The sequence below is a fragment of the Stenotrophomonas sp. 78350_Sma genome, from assembly GCF_056482105.1.
Map to the genome: position 1 here is coordinate 4704960 of NZ_CM151182.1, position 20041 is coordinate 4725000.

Consider the following 20041-nt stretch of genomic DNA (forward strand, 5'->3'; position numbering starts at 1 on the left):
ATCAGCTCGACAGATGCTCGATCGCTGCCACCTTGCCCAGGCGCTCGCCCAGCATCGTCAGCAGCGCCAGGCGGTTGCCACGCAGCGCCGGATCCTCGGCATTGACCATCACGCCATCGAAGAAGGCGTCCACCTGCGGGCGCAGGCGGGCCAGGCGCGCCAGCACGGCCACGTAATCCTTCTGGTGCAGGCTGGCGCCGGTGTCGTCGATGGCCGCAGTGACCGCCTCAGCCAGCGCGCGCTCGGCATCTTCCTGCAGCAGTGCCGGGTCGATCTGGGCCGGAATGTCGCCCTCGGCCTTGCGCAGGATATTGCGGATGCGCTTGTTGGCCGCTGCCAGTGCCTCGGCTTCCGGCAGCGCGGCGAAGGTGCCGATCGCATCCAGGCGGCGGTCGAAGTCGTACAGCGAAGCCGGCTTCAGCTCGGCCACCGCGTTGAAGTGCGTGGCCGGCACGGCCTTGTCAGCGTAGTAGCCCTTCAGGCGGTCGAGGATGAAGTCGTACAGTTCACCGACGTCGGCCTGCACGTTGCGCGCGGCCAGGCCGGCGTTGGCACTGGCCAGCAACGCGCGCAGGTCCAGCTCGAAGCCGCTTTCGATGATCGTGCGGGCCAGGCCCAGCGCGTTGCGGCGCAGGGCGAACGGGTCCTTGTTGCCGGTCGGCTTCAGGCCTGCGGCGAAGCCACCGGCGAGGGTATCCACGCGTTCAGCAATCGCCAGCACCTTGCCCAGCGGCGACAGCGCGATGTCGTCACCGCCGAAGCGCGGCTGGTAGGCCTCGTCGATGGCCAGCGCCACCTCCTGCGATTCACCACCGGTCACGGCGTAGTGGCGGCCGGCGATGCCCTGCAGTTCCGGGAATTCGTTGACCATGCGCGACTGCAGGTCGTTCTTGGCCAGCTCGGCAGCACGCTTGGCCTGTGCGGCGTCGGCGCCGACCTGGGGTGCGATCACTTCGGCCAGGGCGGCCACGCGTGCCACCTTGTCGGCCACGCTGCCCAGCTTGGCCTGGTAGGTCACCGTCTTCAGGCCCTCGCCCATCGATACCAGGCCCTGCTTCAGGTCCTCGTCGAAGAAGAACTTGGCATCGGCGAAGCGCGGGCGGATCACGCGCTCGTAGCCCTTGGCCACTTCGGCCACGTCCTTCGATTCGATGTTGGCGATGCCGATGAACTGCTCGGTCAGCTTGCCGCTGTCATCCAGCACCGGGAAGAATTTCTGGTTGATCTCCATCGTCTCGATCAGCGCTTCCTGCGGCACGGCCAGGAACGCACGCTCGAAGCTGCACAGCACCGCCGACGGCCACTCGACCAGGTTGACCACCTGCTCCAGGTTGTCCTCGGTGATGCGGGCGCTGCCGCCGACCTTGGCCGCAGCGGCCTCGACCTCGGCGACGATGCGCGCGCGGCGCTCGCTCGGGTCGACCAGCACGAACGCAGCGCGCAGGGCTTCAACGTAGTCCTGCGGCTGTGCCAGCGACACGGCCTGGTCGTGGTGGAAGCGATGGCCACGGCTGACGCGGCCGGCCTGCAGGCCGAACAGCTCGGCTTCGACCACGTTGGCGCCGTGCAGCAGCACCAGCCAGTGCGCCGGGCGCGCAAAGCCCCAGGCGTGGTCACCCCAGCGCATCGGCTTGGGAATCGGCATCGCCGCAATCGCCTCGCGCAGGATCTCCGGCAGCAGGCTGGCGGTGCTCGCGCCCGGGGTCACCGCACGGTGCACGAAGCGCTCACCCTTGTTGTCGGTGGTCTTCTCCAGTGCGGTCCAGTCGATCCCGGCCTTGGCGGCGAAGCCCTGCAGGGCTTTGGTCGGCTGGCCTTCGGCGTCCAGCGCGATGTTCAGGTACGGGCCCAGCACTTCGCTGTGCTGTTCCGGCTGTTCCAGGCCGACGCCCGGCAGCAGCACGGCCAGGCGGCGCGGGGTCGACAGCGGGCGCGCATCGCCCAGTTCCAGCGCGACACCGCGCTTGCGCAGGCCTTCGACAACACCGTCGAAGAACGCCTGGGCCAGGCCCGGCAGCGCCTTGACCGGCAGCTCCTCGGTGCCCAGTTCGATCAGCAGGGGGGACAGTTGGCTCATCGGTTCGATCCTGTGGTGGGGGCGCAGCGCGCAACGCGTCCGGCGCCCCGGGTAGTTGATGAAAAGCGGGTCGGTGCGGGAGGGCCGTCAGGCCTTCTTCGCACCCGGGAAGCCCAGCTTCTCGCGCTGCTCGTAGTAGGCCTTGGCCACCGCCTGGGCCAGCGCGCGCACGCGCAGGATGTAGCGCTGGCGCTCGGTCACGCTGATCGCGCGGCGCGCATCGAGCAGGTTGAAGGTGTGGCTGGCCTTCATCACCTGCTCGTAGGCCGGCAGCGGCAGGTTCACTTCCACCAGCTTCTGCGCTTCACGCTCGCAGGCGTCGAAACGGTGGAACATTTCTTCCACGTCGGCGTATTCGAAGTTGTAGGTGCTCTGCTCCACCTCGTTCTGGTGGTAGACGTCACCGTAGGTCACCGGCTGGCCGTCCGGGCCATAGGTCCAGACCAGGTCGTAGACGTTGTCGCAGTTCTGCAGGTACATGCACAGGCGCTCGAGACCATAGGTGATCTCGCCCAGCACCGGGCGGCACTCCAGGCCACCGGCCTGCTGGAAGTAGGTGAACTGGGTCACCTCCATGCCGTTGAGCCAGACTTCCCAGCCCAGGCCCCAGGCGCCCAGCGTCGGCGACTCCCAGTTGTCCTCGACGAAGCGCAGGTCGTGCACCAGCGGATCGATGCCCAGCGCCTTCAGCGAATCCAGGTACAGCTGCTGGATGTTGTCCGGCGCCGGCTTCATCGCCACCTGGTACTGGTAGTAGCGCTGCAGGCGGTTCGGGTTCTCGCCGTAGCGGCCGTCGGTCGGGCGGCGCGAGGGCTGCACGTAGGCCGCGTTCCAGCTTTCCGGACCGATCGCGCGCAGGAAGGTGGCCGGGTGGAAGGTACCGGCGCCCACCTCCAGGTCGAGCGGCTGGATGAGCACGCAGCCCTGCTGGGCCCAGAACTGGTTCAGGGTCTGGATCAGGCCCTGGAAGGTGATCGGAACGGTCGGGGTCGCGGACATGCGTACGAGTCTTGGCCGGCAAGGGGGTGCGTTAGTATAACGGCCGACCTGCGGGGCATTCCGTACCCGGGAGGAGCAGGCAGATGGAACATCGGCTGCCGGTGGGCACGCCCGGCGAGCGAGGCGGCACCACGCTGCCGTGGGGCCGCCTGCAGTTCGAGCAGATTGCCGCAGCCCTGGTCGCCGATGACCTGGTGGCCGAGCAGGACCGCGAGCGCATGCGGTTTTCCGCACAGGGCGCGCGCAATGCCAGTGAAGTGCACCCGCTGGTGCTGCTGTCCAACCTCAAGCTGGCCGCCACCGGCGGTGGCGAGCTGACCCTGGAACGCCTCACCGAGTGGCTGGCCCAGCGTACCGGCAGCCGCTACCTGCGCATCGACCCGACCCGGGTGGACGTCGCTGCGGTCACCGCGCTGGTGTCGCATGCCTACGCCCGCCGCCACCGCTTCCTGCCATTGGCGGTGGATGCCGAGCGCGTGCTGGTAGCCACCAGCGAGCCGCTGGTGCAGGAATGGCGTCGTGACCTGCAGCACCTGACCCGCCGCCGCATCGAGCTGGCGGTGGTCAATCCGCTGGACCTGCACCGCTACACCATGGAGTTCTACGGGGTGACCCGTTCGGTGCGCGGCGCCCGTGGCGACGTGCGCGGCGAGGCCAGCACCACCCTGCCCAGCTTCGAGCAGCTGGTGGAGCTGGGCCGCACCGGCGACGTCAATGCCGACGACCAGCACATCGTGCACATCGTCGACTGGCTGCTGCAGTACGCCTACGAACAGCGCGCCTCGGACATCCACCTGGAGCCGCGCCGCGAGATGGGGCGCATGCGCTTCCGCATCGACGGCGTGCTGCACAAGGTGTTCGAGGTACCGCCGGCAGTGATGACCGCGGTGGTCAGCCGCATCAAGGTGCTCGGCCGCATGGACCTGGCCGAACGTCGGCGCCCGCAGGACGGCCGCATCAAGACCCGCTCGCCGGGTGGCCGCGAGGTCGAAATGCGCCTGTCGACCATGCCCACCGCCTTCGGCGAGAAGTGCGTGATGCGCATCTTCGACCCGGATGCCGCGTTCAAGAGCATCGACCAGCTCGGTTTCAGCCCACAGGAGGCCGCTGGCTGGAATGCGCTGGTCGAGCGCCCGCACGGCATCGTGCTGGTCACCGGCCCGACCGGCTCGGGCAAGACCACCACCCTGTATTCCACGCTGAAGCGGCTGGCCACGCCGGACGTGAACGTGTGCACGGTGGAGGACCCGATCGAAATGATCGCGCCCGAGTTCAACCAGATGCAGGTGCAGACCAACATCGACCTGGACTTCGCCAGCGGCGTGCGCACCCTGCTGCGGCAGGACCCGGACATCATCATGATCGGCGAGATCCGCGACCTGGAAACCGCGCAGATGGCGGTACAGGCCTCGCTGACCGGCCATCTGGTGCTGTCCACCCTGCATACCAACGACGCTCCCTCGGCGGTCACCCGACTGCTCGACCTGGGCGTGCCGCACTACCTGCTGGCCAGCACCCTCAATGGCATCCTCGCCCAGCGCCTGGTCCGCACGCTGTGCCCGCACTGCAAGCAGCCGCATAGCCTCGGTGCTGCCGACTGGGCGGTGCTGGCTGATAGCCATGCCGCATATCCAGATGCCGCCACGCCCTGTCGGCCGGTCGGTTGCCTGGAGTGCCGGCGCACCGGATTCCTCGGCCGCATCGGGCTGTATGAGTTGCTGCCATTGGGCTCGCGGCTGCGCGGGCAGATCCGCGCCGACATGGATCTGGCCGGTTTCAGCCGTGCCGCACGGGCTGAAGGGCTGCGAACCCTGCGCCAGGCCGGGCTTGAAAAGGTGGCGCAGGGGCTGACTACAATCGAGGAAGTCCTGTCAGTCCTGCCGCCCCCGGATGAACCCAGCCCCGTTCCTGATCCTTGAAACCGGCCGCCCGGTACCGTCGCTGCGCCGCTACGGGCGCTTTCCGCACTGGATCCGCGTCGCCGCCGGGCTGGAAGAACACGAGACCGTGGTGGTCGATGTCGAGCACGGTGGCGCTCTGCCCGATCCGCACGCCTTCGCCGGCGTGCTGGTGACCGGCTCGGCCGCCTTCGTCACCGACCATGCCGACTGGAGCGAGCGCAGCGCCGCGTGGCTGCGCCAGACCGCCCACGACGACCTGCCAGTGTTCGGCATCTGCTACGGCCATCAGCTGCTGGCGCACGCGCTGGGGGGCGAGGTGGCCTACAACCCGGCCGGCCGTGAGTCCGGCACGATCGAACTGGAACTGCAGCCGCAGGCCGCGCAGGACCCGCTGTTCCAGGGCCTGCCGCAGCATTTCGCCGCCCATGCCACCCACCTGCAGACCGTGCTGCGTGCACCCGACGGCGCCGAGGTGCTGGCACGCTCACCGCTGGACGGCTGCCACGCCTTCCGCTGGGGCCGCCAGGCCTGGGGCGTGCAGTTCCATCCGGAATTCGCCACCCACCACATGCGCGGCTACGTGCGCGCCCGCGCCGACTGCATCGGCCGCCATGGCGGCTGCGCCCGCAGCATCGAGCGCGCGGTCAGTGCCGCGCCGCTGGCCCGCCAGCTGTTGCGGCGCTTCGTCCGCCAGGCACGGCTGTCTTCAGCCCAGCCGGCGGCAAAACAGGGATAATCAGCGGCACGGGCAGCCGCCCGGCCCCCTCCTGTCCTTCCCGGATGTCCATGAAAGAGATTCGCAAACTGCCGGCTTCGGCGGGCGCCCAGTGGTTGCTGGATACGTTCTCGCTGTACCGGCGTGCGCCGCTGCAGCTGGCCCGGATCGGCCTGACCTGGCTGCTGGTGAGCTGGGTGGTCACGCTGTTGTCGACGCTGATTCCCGGCGCCGCCGGCATGGCCGTGCAGCTGATGACGCTGGCCATCTCACCGATCATGTTCGGCGGCATGCTGTATGCCGTGGGCGAAATCGATGAAGGCCGCCCGGGCCTGGCCTCGCACCTGCTGCAGCCGATCCGCGACCACCGCGTCAGCCACCTGCTGGTGCCGCTGGCGATCCAGGTGCTGGCGGTGCTGCTGCTGGGCGCGCTGCTGTTCCTGATGATCGGCCGCGAGGGCTTCACCGCCTTCAGCGAGGTCATGACCAAGATGGAAGAGATCAGCCGCAGTGGCCAGCAGATCAAGCCGGACGATGCCGCCGCGCTGGTCGCCAACCTGCCGGCCAAGCGCATCGCGCTGTGGATGCTGCTGGTGTTCCTGAGTGCGGTCGCGCTGTCGCTGGCGATGTTCACCCAGCCGGCGCTGGTGGTGTTCGACAAGCAGAGCGGCATGCACGCGCTGCGCCTGAGCCTGCAGGGCTGCATCGAGAACATCGGCGCGATGATCGTGTTCGCCGCACTCGGCCTGATCGCCGCGTTCTGCATGTACATCCTGTTCGTGATCGTGATCCAGATCGCGATGCTGATCGGTGGCCCGCTGGCCGCCGCCTTCATCGCCCAGCTGGTGCTGACCACGGTGCTGATGCCGCTGTATGTCGGCGCGGTCTACGCCGCATGGAAGCAGATGTTCGTGCACCGCGGCAGCCGCGCGGCGCCGCCGATTCCGACCACGCCGACCTCGAGCGACGTGTTCCACGCCTGACGGAACTCAGGTAGATCCACGCCATGCGTGGATAGAAAAGGGGACGGAGGAGATTAAGTCGTTAGCCGCACAGTGGCACAAACGACTTAATCCCCTCCGTCCCTTTTTTTCAGGCAGCGGGCTTCTTTACTACCGACGACGGCACCAGCCAGCGTGCGGCGTGGATGCCCAGCTCGTAGAGCAGGCACATCGGGATCGCCAGCATCAGCTGCGAGACCACGTCCGGCGGGGTCAGCACCGCCGCGACCACGAAGATGCCGACGATCGCGTAACCACGACCTTCCTTGAACTGCTGCGGCGTCACCCAGCCCAGCAGCACCAGGATCACCATCGCCACCGGCAGTTCAAAGCTGCCGCCGAAGGCGAAGAAGATCGCCAGCACGAAGTCCAGGTAGGCGTTCGCATCCGGGGTGATCGCGATCACGTCCGGGCTGAAGGTGGTGAGGAAGTGGAATACCGCCGGCAGCACCAGGAAGTAGGCGAAGGCACAGCCGGCGTAGAACAGCAGCACCGACGACACCAGCAGCGGCACCGCCAGGCGCTTCTCACGCGCATACAGGCCCGGCGCGACGAACGCCCACAGCTGGTACAGCAGCCACGGCACCGCCACGAACAACGCGACGAAGAACGTCAGCTTCAGCGGCGCGAAGAAGGCACCTGCCGGATTGGTGGCGATCATCGTCTGCCCGTTGGGCAGCTGCGAGACCAGTGGTTCGGCCAGTGCGTTGTACAGCTTCTGGGTGAACGGCAGCAGCGCCAGCAGCACCACGCCCAGGCCCAACAGTGCGCGCACCAGACGGCCGCGCAGTTCCACCAGGTGTTCGACCAGCGAGCTCTCGCCGAAATCCTGTTCACTCATGGCTGGCGCTCCGTGCTCTGCGCCGGCGGCGCACCGGCTTCAGGGGGTGTCGCCGGGGTCGGCTCGGGAGCAACGCTCTCTTGCGTCGGTTCAACGGCATCGGGCGCGGCACTCATGTGCGGCGGTAGATCCGCTGGTGCCGGTGCACGGACTTCCTGCACCAGATCATCACCCTGCTGCTGGGCCTCCTGCGCTTCGCGACGGATCGCTTCACCGCTAGCGCGCAGCTGGTTCTCGGTGTCCTGCATGCCCTGGCGCACGTCCTGCATCTGCCGCTTGATGTCCTCGGCCTGCAGTTCGCGCTCCAGTTCCTGTTTCACCGAATCCCACTGATTGCGGGCACGACGCACCCACAGGCCGGCGAAGCGGGCCGCCTTGGGCAGGCGCTCGGGACCGAGCACCACCAGGGCGACCACTGCAATCACCAGCAGTTCGCTGAAGCCGATATCGAACACCGCAACCGCTCCGGATCAGCGAGCGTTACGGTCGTGCTCGTCCTGCGCGGTGCGCGAGGCGTCCTGGCTGCGCGACTCATCGCCCAGCTGCGCGTTCGGCTTGTCCTCGTCGCGCATGCCCTTCTTGAATTCCTTGACCGCCGAACCGAGATCCTTGGCGCCGCTGGTCAGGCGCTTGGTGCCGAACACCAGCAGGACGATGGCCAGCACGACCAACCAATGCCAGATGCTGAAACTGCCCATAAAGACGCTCGTTACGTTAGTGATCAGGCTGTCGAGCATAGCGCACCGGGTGTTAGCCGGCGCGCGTGACGAAAGTCAGTTTCCGCCCAGCGTTTCCGTGCGGATTTCGCCGTCGTTGACCGGCTGGAAGCCCTGCTGCGGCGGCGGCGGGGTCTGCGGCACGTTCTGCAGCGGCGCGGTGGTGGCTTCGGCTGGGGCGGCCGGCGCTGCCTGAACAGGCGCCGGAGCAACCGACGGGGCCGCTGCCGGACGCGGGGCGCTGCCGCCGTTACCGCTGCGGTTGTTGCGCGCGGCGTAGGTGGCCTCTTCCAGACGGTCGCGGAACGTGACCACATCCATCGACGGCGAACCGGCGGCGCGGCCTTCGAAGATCATGCGCGGCGTGGTGTTGCTGCCGTAGGCGTCCAGATTGGCGGCATCATCGATCTGCAGCACCGCACCATCCAGGGCAACGCCAGCAAACAGACCGCGGGCGCGCGACCAGGACCAGATCTCGGCCTTCAGCTGGCCGTCGGTGGCAGCGGCGGCATTGCGGCCGACCGGGCCGGCGGCGACACCGGCATCGGCGCCCAGCGTGAACTTGCCGTTGACCAGGTTGTCCAGGCTGCGGTCGTTGCGGAACACCAGCACCACATCGGAGGACTGCACGCCGGCCTGGAAGCCGATGCTGCCGCCAGTAAGCTTCACGAACACCGGATTGGACCAGGCACCATTGGGCATGCGCACCGACATCAGGCCGTGGCCACGACGACCGCCAATGACCAGACCGGCCTTGATCGTGTCGGGAATGACGATGACCGCACGGCCTTCGTCGAGCAATTTGTCCGGAATGCCCTGTTCAGGGATTTCCTGGATTTCAGCCAGCACGCGCACGGCATTGCGGGCACGCTGGTCTTCCTGCGGTCCGGCCATGGCCTGGCTGGACAGCAGGCTGGCGGCGATCAGCAGGGCTTGGATCGGGCGACGCATGGCAGGCTCCAGAAGTCAGTCCATAGGAAGATATAGCAAGTGACTGAAATTAGTAGTGTTGTCATGAATCCCCAATGAGCGTTCCCTGCTCACATTGATGCGCGCTATGCCTGCAATCCGAACCCTGCATCCCGGCGCGGCACCGGATCGGCGACAATACCGCTCATGCTCGACGCACCCGATACCGCCGTGCTGGCGGTCAACCTAGGCACGCCCGAGACGCCGACGGCCCCCGCCGTACGCCGTTACCTGGCTGAATTCCTGTCCGACCCCCGCGTGGTCTCGATCCCGGCATTGCTCTGGCAGCCGCTGCTGCGTGGACTGATCCTGCCGCTGCGCAGCAGCCGTTCAGCGGCCAAGTACGCCCAGGTCTGGCTGCCGGAGGGCTCTCCACTGATGGTGCATACGCGCCAGCTGGCGCAGGCCATGCAAGCGCTGTTGCCGACCCTGAAGGTTCGCCATGCAATGCGCTATGGCGAACCGGCGCTGGCCAGCGAGCTCGACCGCCTGGCGGCCGACGGTGCGCGCCGCATCGTGGTGCTGCCGCTGTACCCGCAGTACTCCACCACCACCACCGCCTCGGTCGAAGACCGCGTCGATGCCTGGCAGCGCCGCAATCCGGGCATGACCGTGAGCCTGGTGCGCGACTATTCGGTCGATCCGGGCTGGGTCGACGCCGTTGCCGGCTCGATCCGCCGCTACTGGGAACAGCACGGTCGCGGCCAGAAACTGATGTTCTCCTTCCACGGCATCCCGCAGCGCCTGGCCGATGCAGGCGATCCGTATCCGCAGCGCTGCGAGGCCAGTGCGCAGGCCATCGCCAAGGCTCTGGGCCTGGGCAGGGACGAGTGGCAGATGGGTTACCAGTCGCGTTTCGGCCGCGAGCGCTGGCTGCAGCCCTATGCCGAGCCCAGCCTGTGGGCGCTGGCCGAATCCGGCGTGAAGCAGATCGATGTGGTCTGCCCCGGCTTCGCCACCGATTGCCTGGAGACGCTGGAAGAGGTCGCGATGGGCTTCACCGAAACGCTGGCCGAGCGCGGCGCGACGATGCGCTACATCCCCTGCCTCAACGCCGAACCGGAGCACGCACGTGCGCTTGCGCGGCTGGCCGTGGCCTCGCTGGCATGAGTCTGCAACCGTTTGAACTGGAGGTCGGTGGCGCGCGCGTCGCCGGCCTGCGCAACCACGGCGACGGCCCGCGCGTACTGGCCCTGCACGGCTGGCTCGACAACGCGGCCAGCTTCGTGCCGCTGGCGCCGCATCTGTCGTCGTTGCAGCTGGTTGCCATCGACCTGCCCGGCCATGGCCACAGTGCGCATCTGCCGGCGGGTGCCAGCTACACGACCGCAGCCGCGATCTGCCACGTGCTCGATGTTGCTGATGCACTGGGCTGGGACCGCTTCAACCTGCTCGGCCATTCGATGGGCGCCGGCATCGCCAGCCTTACCGCCTCGGTCAGTGATCGCGTGGAGCGGCTGGTGGCGATCGAAGCGCTCGGCGGCCTGCGCGGTCCGGAGGAAGAAACCGCGCATCGCCTGCGCGAGCATGTGAATGCCACGCGTGGGCTGTCACGCAAGCAGCTGCGCGTGTTCCCCGACCTCTCCGCGCCGATCCGCGCGCGGATGATGACCAACCAGCTCAGCGAACGCTGTGCACGGCTGCTGGTCGAGCGCGGTGTGGAACCGGTCGAGGGTGGCTACCGCTGGTGCAGCGATCCGCGCCTGATGCTTCCCACCGCGATCCGCCTGAGCGAAGGGCAGATCGACAACCTGCTGCAGGCCATCGCCTGCCCGACGCAGGTGATCTATGCCACGCCGGCACAGTCCTACTATCCCGAGCCGATGCGCAGCGATCGCCTGCAGCACCTGCGCGATGGGCGATTGGCGGTGTTTCCCGGCAACCATCACCTGCACATGGAAGATCCGGAACAGATCGCAGAAGTGATCCTGCACTTCTTCAACAACGACAACGCCGGCTGAGTCGCGGCGTCCGCGCACTTCACTCTGCGCAGTTGCGGCCGATACATCAGTTGCGGGCCTCTGCGCCTGCAGCACGCAGGTCCGGTCGGGCCTGCGGCGTGTGTCTGGTTCTGCAAGGAAGTCCGCATGCCCGCTCCATTGCACCGTCACCCACAGGATGTGGTCACGGCGCCCCGTCTGCGCGACGTTGATTGCGTCGCATTCCCCGAATTCCCGGTCCATGCCCTGGCCACGCACTCCTGCGTGCGTCTCCGCGTGGCCGTTGTCGTCTGCTGATCCAGGAGTCGCCGATGTCCGTTGCATTCTCCCGCCCCCCCGATACCGCTCGCCTGCCGCAACTGCAGCAGCTCGCCCGCCGCGCTGATCGCCGCCTGCTGATCTGCAGCGCAGCACTGGGCCTGGCCGGCCTGGTGCTGGCCCTGCGTGGCCCGCAGGTCGTGGCCGCTGCGTTGGTCGCTGCGGCGGTGCCGCCCGCGTTGTGGCTGGCAGGTCCGCTGGCGGGCCGCGGTATCGCCAGCGGCGGTCTGGCGATCCTGTTGTCGCTGCAGCTGGCCCTGCTGTGCGCGATCACCGGCCTGTCACCGGCGTTGCCGATCGCCCTGCTGCTGGGCGTGCTGCTGGGTCACCGCGATCGTCTTCCGGTGTGGCTGGCCGGTGGGGTCGGCACGCTCGCACTGCTGGCCCCGTTGCTGAGCGGTGCCACAGTGTGGCCCACGCTGCTGCAGGCCGGCATGTTCGCGGGCCTGACCCTGTCCCTCGGCCAGGTCGCACTGCGGCTTCGCCAGCAGACGGAGACACTTGGCCATGGCCCGCGTCGCCTTGCCGCGCTGGCACGCGATATCGCCACCGGTGCCGATCTTGGTGCACATGCCGACACCAGCGCCTATGCACCGGGTTCACTGGCCCACGCCCTGGCCGACACTGCACGCCACGTGCAGGCCCAGCGTGGACGCGAGGCGGCGGCGCATGCCGAGAACGCACAGATCCGCCAGGCGCTGGATGCCTCGCGCACCGCGATGATGATCGCCGACAACGACCATGTGATCCGCTATGTAAACCGCTCGGTGGTGGCCTTGCTGCGCAACCAGCAGGCAACGTTGCGACAGGCTTTCCCCGATTTCGACGCCGAGCGCCTGGTCGGCAGCAGCATCCATCGCTTCCACGCCAACCCGGACCGCATCCGCGCCATCCTCAATGGCCTGCAGGTCACGCACAACGGCAAGGTACAGATCGGCCCGGTGCACTTCGCGCAGGTGGTCACGCCGGTGTTCGACGCCCAGGGCGTGCGCCTGGGCTTTGCCGTGGAGTGGCATGACCGGACCCACGAACTCACCCTGGAGAACGCCGTGGCCGGCATCGTCGCTGCGGCCGCCGCCGGTGATCTCGAGCAGCGCCTGCAGGCGACCGAAGGCGCCAGCTTCCTCGACGGCCTCACGGGAGGCATCAACCAGCTGCTCGATACGCTGGGCAGCACTGTCGATGAAGTGCGGCAGATGCTCTCGGCGCTGGCCAACGGCGATCTGGACCGGCGCATGCGCGGCGAGTATCACGGCGCCTTCGCGGCCATCCAGCGCGATGCAAACGCCACGGCAGGCCAGTTGGCGCGCATGGTGGGCCGCATCCAGCAGTGCGCTTCTTCGATCAGTACGGCGGCCAACGAAATTGCTGCTGGCAACGGTGCCCTGTCCGAGCGTAGCGAACGCCAGGCCGCGCACCTCCAGGAAACCGCGGCATCAATGGAGGAGCTGACCGCCACCGTGCGCCAGAACGCCGCCCATGCGCGTGAGGCCAGCGCGCTGGCGGCCTCCACGCAGAATGCCGCCAGTGATGGCAATACGGCCATGCAGCGGGTCGTCGACACCATGCAGGCCATCGAGGGCGCGTCGAAGCGGATCGGCGACATCACCGGCGTCATCGACGGCATCGCCTTCCAGACCAACATCCTTGCGCTCAACGCAGCAGTGGAAGCGGCGCGCGCCGGCGAGCAGGGCCGTGGCTTCGCCGTGGTGGCCAGTGAAGTGCGAGTGCTGGCACAGCGTTCGGCGGCGGCAGCCCAGGAGATCAAGAAGCTGATCGACGAGGCCGGCCGGCAGGTGGGCGAAGGTGCCCAGCTGGTGGCGGATGCCGGCCAACGCATGCAGGGGATCGTCGGCGGGGTGGAGAACGTCAGCCATCTGATGCGCGAGATATCCGCGGCGTCGCAGGAACAGTCGATCGGTATCGAGCAGATCAACCAGACCGTGGTGCAGATGGACCAGGCCACGCAGCAGAATGCTGCGCTGGTGGAGGAAGCGACTGCCGCAGCACGCGAGCTGCAGTCGCAGGCGGGAACGCTGGACGATGCAGTTTCGGTGTTCCGTCGGCAGGAGTCGCAGGACGTGGCGCTGGTCGCCTGATCTCGGCCTTCAACACGATCCATGTGAAGACGGCGCCCGCAGGGCGCCGTCTTTTTTTGCGTGTTCTGCGTGATGGGTCACGCGATACAGCTGCCGACCTCTTGGTTACCGCTGTAGCGCCTCGCAGAGAGCATCCACGCATGGCGTGGATCTACCTGGTAGTGCCGGCCGCTGGCCGGCAAACGATCGCTGTGTGCGCCTGCTGTTGGTAGCGGCCAACCTTGGTTGGCGCCGCTGTTCCTCGCAGGGGGTATTCACGGATGGCGTGGATCTACCGGGCGATGTAACACCATCGGGTTGCCGGCCGACGGCCGGCACTACCCGCATTTACTGCGCACAAAGAAAAACCCCGCTGCGTGAGCAGCGGGGTTTTGGGTGTAAACCCTGGCGATGACCTACTCTCGCATGGCTTGAGCCACACTACCATCGGCGCAGCTGCGTTTCACTTCCGAGTTCGGGATGGGATCGGGTGGTTCCACAGCGCTAATTTCACCAGGGAGGCTTTTGGAGAGTCGCACTCGTCCCGTGGGACAAGGCGCCAGCCTCGCATAGTTCTTGTGACGTAGCGTGCACTTGGATGCTCTTACGACGTTGTCGCAAAGCCAAGGCAACTTGAGGTTATATGGTCAAGCCGCACGGATCATTAGTATCAGTTAGCTCAATACATTGCTGTACTTACACACCTGACCTATCAACCACGTAGTCTACATGGTTCCTTCAGGGGGCTTGTGCCCCGGGAGATCTCATCTTGAGGCGCGCTTCCCGCTTAGATGCTTTCAGCGGTTATCGCTTCCGAACATAGCTACCCGGCAATGCCACTGGCGTGACAACCGGAACACCAGAGGTTCGTCCACTCCGGTCCTCTCGTACTAGGAGCAGCCCCTCTCAAATCTCCAACGCCCATGGCAGATAGGGACCGAACTGTCTCACGACGTTCTGAACCCAGCTCGCGTACCACTTTAAATGGCGAACAGCCATACCCTTGGGACCGACTACAGCCCCAGGATGTGATGAGCCGACATCGAGGTGCCAAACACCGCCGTCGATATGAACTCTTGGGCGGTATCAGCCTGTTATCCCCGGAGTACCTTTTATCCGTTGAGCGATGGCCCTTCCATACAGAACCACCGGATCACTAAGTCCTAGTTTCCTACCTGCTTGATCCGTCGATCTTGCAGTCAAGCACGCTTATGCCTTTGCACACAGTGCGCGATGTCCGACCGCGCTGAGCGTACCTTCGAGCTCCTCCGTTACTCTTTAGGAGGAGACCGCCCCAGTCAAACTACCCACCATACACGGTCCCCGACCCAGATAATGGGCCCAGGTTAGAACGTCAAGCACGACAGGGTGGTATTTCAAGGATGGCTCCACTGCAGCTAGCGCCACAGTTTCATAGCCTCCCACCTATCCTACACAGACGAACTCAACGTTCAGTGTAAAGCTATAGTAAAGGTTCACGGGGTCTTTCCGTCTTGCCACGGGAACGCTGCATCTTCACAGCGATTTCAATTTCACTGAGTCTCGGGTGGAGACAGCGCCGCTGTCGTTACGCCATTCGTGCAGGTCGGAACTTACCCGACAAGGAATTTCGCTACCTTAGGACCGTTATAGTTACGGCCGCCGTTTACTGGGGCTTCGATCAAGAGCTTCGCCTTGCGGCTGACCCCATCAATTAACCTTCCAGCACCGGGCAGGCGTCACACCCTATACGTCCACTTTCGTGTTTGCAGAGTGCTGTGTTTTTGATAAACAGTCGCAGCGGCCTGGTTACTGCGACCCTCTTCAGCTATAGCTCGCACGAGCCACCAAAAAGGGTGCACCTTCTCCCGAAGTTACGGTGCCATGTTGCCTAGTTCCTTCACCCGAGTTCTCTCAAGCGCCTGAGAATTCTCATCCTACCCACCTGTGTCGGTTTACGGTACGGTCTGCGTAAGCTGAAGCTTAGGAGCTTTTCCTGGAAGCGTGGTATCAGTGACTTCGCCATAAAGGCTCGTCTCGGTGCTCGGTCTTAGAGGATCCCGGATTTGCCAAAGATCCAAACCTACCGCCTTTCCCAGGGACAACCAACGCCTGGTACACCTAACCTTCTCCGTCCCTCCATCGCACTTACGCGAGGTGCAGGAATATTAACCTGCTTCCCATCGACTACGACTTTCGTCCTCGCCTTAGGGGCCGACTCACCCTGCGCCGATTAACGTTGCGCAAGGAAACCTTGGGCTTTCGGCGTGCGGGTTTTTCACCCGCATTATCGTTACTCATGTCAGCATTCGCACTTCCGATACCTCCAGCAGACTTCTCAATCCACCTTCAACGGCTTACGGAACGCTCCTCTACCGCGCATACAAAGTATGCACCCCAAGCTTCGGTTCTGTGCTTAGCCCCGTTAAATCTTCCCCGCAGACCGACTCGACCAGTGAGCTATTACGCTTTCTTTAAAGGGTGGCTGCTTCTAAGCCAACCTCCTGGTTGTCTGTGCCTTTCCACATGGTTTTCCACTTAGCACAAAATTTGGGACCTTAGCTGTGGGTCTGGGTTGTTTCCCTTTTCACGACGGACGTTAGCACCCGCCGTGTGTCTCCCATACAGTCCGTCTCGGTATTCGGAGTTTGCAATGGTTTGGTAAGTCGCGATGACCCCCTAGCCATAACAGTGCTCTACCCCCGAGAGGATACATATGAGGCGCTACCTAAATAGCTTTCGAGGAGAACCAGCTATCTCCGGGTTCGATTAGCTTTTCACTCCTAATCACACCTCATCCCCTACCTTTGCAACGGGAGTGGGTTCGGGCCTCCAGTGCGTGTTACCGCACCTTCACCCTCAGCATGACTAGATCACCCGGTTTCGGGTCTACTGCCCGCGACTATGCGCCCTTATCAGACTCGGTTTCCCTTCGCCTCCCCTATACGGTTAAGCTTGCCACGAACAGTAAGTCGCTGACCCATTATACAAAAGGTACGCAGTCACTCCTTGCGGAGCTCCTACTGCTTGTACGCACACGGTTTCAGGTTCTATTTCACTCCCCTCTCCGGGGTTCTTTTCGCCTTTCCCTCACGGTACTGGTTCACTATCGGTCGGTCAGTAGTATTTAGCCTTGGAGGATGGTCCCCCCATGTTCAGACAGGGTTTCACGTGCCCCGCCCTACTCGTCTTCACTGAAATGGCCCTTTCAGATACAGGGCTATCACCTTCTATGGCCGCTCTTTCCAGAGCGTTTTCCTAGAACCAAATCAGCTTAAGGGCTAGTCCGCGTTCGCTCGTCGCTACTTACGGAATCTCGGTTGATTTCTTTTCCTCTGGTTACTTAGATATTTCAGTTCACCAGGTTCGCTTCCAGCAGCTATGTATTCACTGCAGGATACCCGCAAGCGGGTGGGTTTCCCCATTCGGACATTACCGGATCAAAGCTTGTTGCCAGCTCCCCGATACTTTTCGCAGGCTGCCACGTCCTTCATCGCCTCTGACCGCCAAGGCATCCACCGTGTGCGCTTATTCGCTTGACCATATAACCGCAAGTTGCCTTGGGTTATATATATGACCCGGGGGTACAAAGCCCGGATACGAATATAACGACTCAATCAATAAAGAGACTTGCGTCTCTCGCCTTAGCCTCACGACACGTCTGATAGAACATCTCAAACGCTCGCTACGTCACAAGTTTTAAAAGAACACGTACCAGCCACAGTGCTGATGCGTATAAAGATCGATTGTATGCGTCATTCAGAGAATGGTGGGTCTGGGTAGACTCGAACTACCGACCTCACCCTTATCAGGGGTGCGCTCTAACCACCTGAGCTACAGACCCGGAAGTTACTCCGGAGGAAGCTCAAACATGGTGGAGCCTGTCGGGATCGAACCGACGACCCCCTGCTTGCAAAGCAGGTGCTCTCCCAGCTGAGCTAAGGCCCCAAAAGGGACTCTCACATCGGCCTGGCCGTTGTGATTCTCTGAATGCAGGTACTTTGTGAAGACGCCCGACAGGACGATGCTGTCTTTGCTCAAAAGGAGGTGATCCAGCCGCACCTTCCGATACGGCTACCTTGTTACGACTTCACCCCAGTCATCGGCCACACCGTGGCAAGCGCCCTCCCGAAGGTTAAGCTACCTGCTTCTGGTGCAACAAACTCCCATGGTGTGACGGGCGGTGTGTACAAGGCCCGGGAACGTATTCACCGCAGCAATGCTGATCTGCGATTACTAGCGATTCCGACTTCATGGAGTCGAGTTGCAGACTCCAATCCGGACTGAGATAGGGTTTCTGGGATTGGCTTACCGTCGCCGGCTTGCAGCCCTCTGTCCCTACCATTGTAGTACGTGTGTAGCCCTGGCCGTAAGGGCCATGATGACTTGACGTCATCCCCACCTTCCTCCGGTTTGTCACCGGCGGTCTCCTTAGAGTTCCCACCATTACGTGCTGGCAACTAAGGACAAGGGTTGCGCTCGTTGCGGGACTTAACCCAACATCTCACGACACGAGCTGACGACAGCCATGCAGCACCTGTGTTCGAGTTCCCGAAGGCACCAATCCATCTCTGGAAAGTTCTCGACATGTCAAGGCCAGGTAAGGTTCTTCGCGTTGCATCGAATTAAACCACATACTCCACCGCTTGTGCGGGCCCCCGTCAATTCCTTTGAGTTTCAGTCTTGCGACCGTACTCCCCAGGCGGCGAACTTAACGCGTTAGCTTCGATACTGCGTGCCAAATTGCACCCAACATCCAGTTCGCATCGTTTAGGGCGTGAACTAACAGGGTATCTAATCCTGTTTGCTCCCCACGCTTTCGTGCCTCAGTGTCAGTGTTGGTCCAGGTAGCTGCCTTCGCCATGGATGTTCCTCCTGATCTCTACGCATTTCACTGCTACACCAGGAATTCCGCTACCCTCTACCACACTCTAGTCGTCCAGTATCCACTGCAGTTCCCAGGTTGAGCCCAGGGCTTTCACAACGGACTTAAACGACCACCTACGCACGCTTTACGCCCAGTAATTCCGAGTAACGCTTGCACCCTTCGTATTACCGCGGCTGCTGGCACGAAGTTAGCCGGTGCTTATTCTTTGGGTACCGTCATCCCAACCAGGTATTAGCCGGCTGGATTTCTTTCCCAACAAAAGGGCTTTACAACCCGAAGGCCTTCTTCACCCACGCGGTATGGCTGGATCAGGCTTGCGCCCATTGTCCAATATTCCCCACTGCTGCCTCCCGTAGGAGTCTGGACCGTGTCTCAGTTCCAGTGTGGCTGATCATCCTCTCAGACCAGCTACGGATCGTCGCCTTGGTGGGCCTTTACCCCGCCAACTAGCTAATCCGACATCGGCTCATTCAATCGCGCAAGGTCCGAAGATCCCCTGCTTTCACCCGTAGGTCGTATGCGGTATTAGCGTAAGTTTCCCTACGTTATCCCCCACGAAAAAGTAGATTCCGATGTATTCCTCACCCGTCCGCCACTCGCCACCCGTAAGAGCAAGCTCTTACTGTGCTGCCGTTCGACTTGCATGTGTTAGGCCTACCGCCAGCGTTCACTCTGAGCCAGGATCAAACTCTTCACTTAAAACTACATGATCCGAAGATCAAAATTTAAAGCTGCAGATGATTGATGCTGGCAACGTATCGCTTGCTTTAAAACAATTAATAGTTGCTTGATCAAACGTCTGCAAGATGGACAATCATCCTTCCTGCAGGCGCCTTCACAAGATACCTGCGCATACTTTCAAAGATCAGGGGAAGTGGCCTCAGCGCCGCTCCCGTGTGCTGCGAAGTTTCCTTCGTAGCGAGCCGCCCATTATAGCCGGCTTTTCCGCTTCGTCAACACCTTTTTTCAAGGTCGCCTCACCGGGGTGGACGTTGTTGCCGATGCTGCTTCGTCGTTGGACCCGAAGGCCTTTCGTCGTCGCGAGCCGCCTATTATGGCAGGCCTTTCAGCTTTGTCAACAACTTGTTTGAGGAACTTGAAGCTCTTCGTGAAGTTGTTGCCGCAAGTCCAGGTCGAAACCGGGTGCCTGCAAAAAAAGGAAAACCCCGCTGCGCATGCAGCGGGGTTTTGGGTGTAAACCCTGGCGATGACCTACTCTCGCATGGCTTGAGCCACACTACCATCGGCGCAGCTGCGTTTCACTTCCGAGTTCGGGATGGGATCGGGTGGTTCCACAGCGCTAATTTCACCAGGGAGGCTTTTGGAGAGTCGCACTCGTCCCTGTGGGACAAGGCGCCAGCCTCGCATAGTTCTTGTGACGTAGCGTGCACTTGGATGCTCTTACGACGTTGTCGTAAAGCCAAGGCAACTTGAGGTTATATGGTCAAGCCTCTCGGATCATTAGTATCAGTTAGCTCAATACATTGCTGTACTTACACACCTGACCTATCAACCACGTAGTCTACATGGTTCCTTCAGGGGGCTTGTGCCCCGGGAGATCTCATCTTGAGGCGCGCTTCCCGCTTAGATGCTTTCAGCGGTTATCGCTTCCGAACATA

Annotated in this window: 12 protein-coding genes, 2 tRNA genes and 5 rRNA genes (1 of these 19 running past the window's edge); 6 read left to right on the forward strand and 13 right to left on the reverse strand. The window is 63.4% G+C overall.

The genetic code is table 11. The features are described from left to right. Position 1: 1 nt before the first annotated feature. Positions 2 to 2077: a glycine--tRNA ligase subunit beta gene (glyS, locus tag ACZK4H_RS21605; RefSeq protein ID WP_099554338.1), complete on the reverse strand. Its 2076-nt coding sequence runs from the start codon at positions 2075 to 2077 to the stop codon at positions 2 to 4. Positions 2078 to 2164: 87 nt separating this feature from the next. Continuing rightward, positions 2165 to 3076, reverse strand: coding sequence for a glycine--tRNA ligase subunit alpha (gene glyQ / locus ACZK4H_RS21610; RefSeq protein ID WP_006403404.1), 912 nt, complete (start codon positions 3074 to 3076; stop codon positions 2165 to 2167). Between the two features lie 83 nt (positions 3077 to 3159). On the opposite strand from glyQ, the gene ACZK4H_RS21615 reads away from it, so the two are divergent. From ACZK4H_RS21615 to ACZK4H_RS21625, 3 genes are read left to right on the forward strand one after another with little or no spacing between them, the layout of a single operon-like run. Further along, positions 3160 to 4995, forward strand: a complete 1836-nt coding sequence (locus tag ACZK4H_RS21615) for a GspE/PulE family protein (protein ID WP_099554336.1) — start codon at positions 3160 to 3162, stop codon at positions 4993 to 4995. After that, positions 4967 to 5713, forward strand: coding sequence for a glutamine amidotransferase (locus ACZK4H_RS21620; protein WP_033835362.1), 747 nt, complete (start codon positions 4967 to 4969; stop codon positions 5711 to 5713). Before ACZK4H_RS21615 ends, ACZK4H_RS21620 begins: the two co-directional genes overlap by 29 nt. A gap of 50 nt (positions 5714 to 5763) precedes the next feature. Next, positions 5764 to 6675, forward strand: a complete 912-nt coding sequence (locus tag ACZK4H_RS21625) for a BPSS1780 family membrane protein (protein ID WP_005411674.1) — start codon at positions 5764 to 5766, stop codon at positions 6673 to 6675. Between the two features lie 109 nt (positions 6676 to 6784). Here the strand turns inward: ACZK4H_RS21625 and tatC are convergent, their stop codons facing one another. From tatC to ACZK4H_RS21645, 4 genes are all read right to left on the reverse strand, one after another. Then, on the reverse strand, positions 6785 to 7534 hold the full coding sequence (tatC, locus tag ACZK4H_RS21630) for a twin-arginine translocase subunit TatC (RefSeq protein ID WP_032128455.1): 750 nt from the start codon (positions 7532 to 7534) through the stop codon (positions 6785 to 6787). Further along, positions 7531 to 7989: a Sec-independent protein translocase protein TatB gene (gene tatB / locus ACZK4H_RS21635; protein ID WP_099554334.1), complete on the reverse strand. Its 459-nt coding sequence runs from the start codon at positions 7987 to 7989 to the stop codon at positions 7531 to 7533. Before tatB ends, tatC begins: the two co-directional genes overlap by 4 nt. A gap of 15 nt (positions 7990 to 8004) precedes the next feature. Continuing rightward, a complete protein-coding gene (tatA, locus tag ACZK4H_RS21640) occupies positions 8005 to 8232 on the reverse strand; it encodes a Sec-independent protein translocase subunit TatA (RefSeq protein ID WP_005420453.1) in 228 nt (75 codons plus the stop codon). A 75-nt stretch (positions 8233 to 8307) separates the two neighbouring features. Then, the gene (locus tag ACZK4H_RS21645; protein WP_099554332.1) at positions 8308 to 9201 is read right to left on the reverse strand and encodes a lipid-binding SYLF domain-containing protein; all 894 of its coding nucleotides are present in this window, start codon (positions 9199 to 9201) and stop codon (positions 8308 to 8310) included. 165 nt (positions 9202 to 9366) lie between these two features. On the opposite strand from ACZK4H_RS21645, the gene hemH reads away from it, so the two are divergent. From hemH to ACZK4H_RS21660, 3 genes are all read left to right on the forward strand, one after another. Continuing rightward, positions 9367 to 10329 (forward strand): ferrochelatase, encoded by a 963-nt coding sequence (gene hemH, locus ACZK4H_RS21650; RefSeq protein WP_099554330.1) that lies wholly within the window; start codon positions 9367 to 9369, stop codon positions 10327 to 10329. Then, positions 10326 to 11180, forward strand: a complete 855-nt coding sequence (locus tag ACZK4H_RS21655; protein ID WP_099554328.1) for an alpha/beta fold hydrolase — start codon at positions 10326 to 10328, stop codon at positions 11178 to 11180. The genes hemH and ACZK4H_RS21655 overlap by 4 nt, the downstream gene beginning before the upstream one ends. A gap of 290 nt (positions 11181 to 11470) precedes the next feature. Beyond that, positions 11471 to 13576, forward strand: coding sequence for a methyl-accepting chemotaxis protein (locus ACZK4H_RS21660; protein WP_099554326.1), 2106 nt, complete (start codon positions 11471 to 11473; stop codon positions 13574 to 13576). Positions 13577 to 13958: 382 nt separating this feature from the next. On the opposite strand, the gene rrf (ACZK4H_RS21665) is transcribed toward ACZK4H_RS21660, so the two are convergent. From rrf (ACZK4H_RS21665) to ACZK4H_RS21695, 7 genes are all read right to left on the reverse strand, one after another. Continuing rightward, a 5S ribosomal RNA gene (gene rrf / locus ACZK4H_RS21665) occupies positions 13959 to 14073 on the reverse strand. A gap of 125 nt (positions 14074 to 14198) precedes the next feature. Then, positions 14199 to 17076 (reverse strand): 23S ribosomal RNA (locus ACZK4H_RS21670). Positions 17077 to 17301: 225 nt separating this feature from the next. Further along, positions 17302 to 17378, reverse strand: a tRNA-Ile gene (locus tag ACZK4H_RS21675). 28 nt (positions 17379 to 17406) lie between these two features. Beyond that, positions 17407 to 17482 (reverse strand) — tRNA-Ala (locus ACZK4H_RS21680). A gap of 92 nt (positions 17483 to 17574) precedes the next feature. Next, positions 17575 to 19121: ribosomal RNA gene (locus tag ACZK4H_RS21685) — 16S ribosomal RNA — on the reverse strand. A 500-nt stretch (positions 19122 to 19621) separates the two neighbouring features. Continuing rightward, positions 19622 to 19736, reverse strand: a 5S ribosomal RNA gene (rrf, locus tag ACZK4H_RS21690). Positions 19737 to 19862: 126 nt separating this feature from the next. Next, a 23S ribosomal RNA gene (locus ACZK4H_RS21695) occupies positions 19863 to 20041 on the reverse strand (it continues 2703 nt past the right edge of the window). The 16S, 23S and 5S rRNA genes sit together here with 2 tRNA genes alongside, the layout of an rRNA operon.

Excerpts from the sequence above, each read along its gene's own strand:
- glyS (WP_099554338.1), bottom strand. The coding sequence starts at position 2,077 with ATGAGCCAACTGTCCCCCCTGCTGATCGAACTGGGCACCGAGGAGCTG.
- glyQ (WP_006403404.1), bottom strand. The coding sequence starts at position 3,076 with ATGTCCGCGACCCCGACCGTTCCGATCACCTTCCAGGGCCTGATCCAG.
- ACZK4H_RS21615 (WP_099554336.1), top strand. The coding sequence starts at position 3,160 with ATGGAACATCGGCTGCCGGTGGGCACGCCCGGCGAGCGAGGCGGCACC.
- ACZK4H_RS21620 (WP_033835362.1), top strand. The coding sequence starts at position 4,967 with ATGAACCCAGCCCCGTTCCTGATCCTTGAAACCGGCCGCCCGGTACCG.
- ACZK4H_RS21625 (WP_005411674.1), top strand. The coding sequence starts at position 5,764 with ATGAAAGAGATTCGCAAACTGCCGGCTTCGGCGGGCGCCCAGTGGTTG.
- tatC (WP_032128455.1), bottom strand. The coding sequence starts at position 7,534 with ATGAGTGAACAGGATTTCGGCGAGAGCTCGCTGGTCGAACACCTGGTG.
- tatA (WP_005420453.1), bottom strand. The coding sequence starts at position 8,232 with ATGGGCAGTTTCAGCATCTGGCATTGGTTGGTCGTGCTGGCCATCGTC.
- ACZK4H_RS21645 (WP_099554332.1), bottom strand. The coding sequence starts at position 9,201 with ATGCGTCGCCCGATCCAAGCCCTGCTGATCGCCGCCAGCCTGCTGTCC.
- hemH (WP_099554330.1), top strand. The coding sequence starts at position 9,367 with ATGCTCGACGCACCCGATACCGCCGTGCTGGCGGTCAACCTAGGCACG.
- ACZK4H_RS21655 (WP_099554328.1), top strand. The coding sequence starts at position 10,326 with ATGAGTCTGCAACCGTTTGAACTGGAGGTCGGTGGCGCGCGCGTCGCC.
- ACZK4H_RS21660 (WP_099554326.1), top strand. The coding sequence starts at position 11,471 with ATGTCCGTTGCATTCTCCCGCCCCCCCGATACCGCTCGCCTGCCGCAA.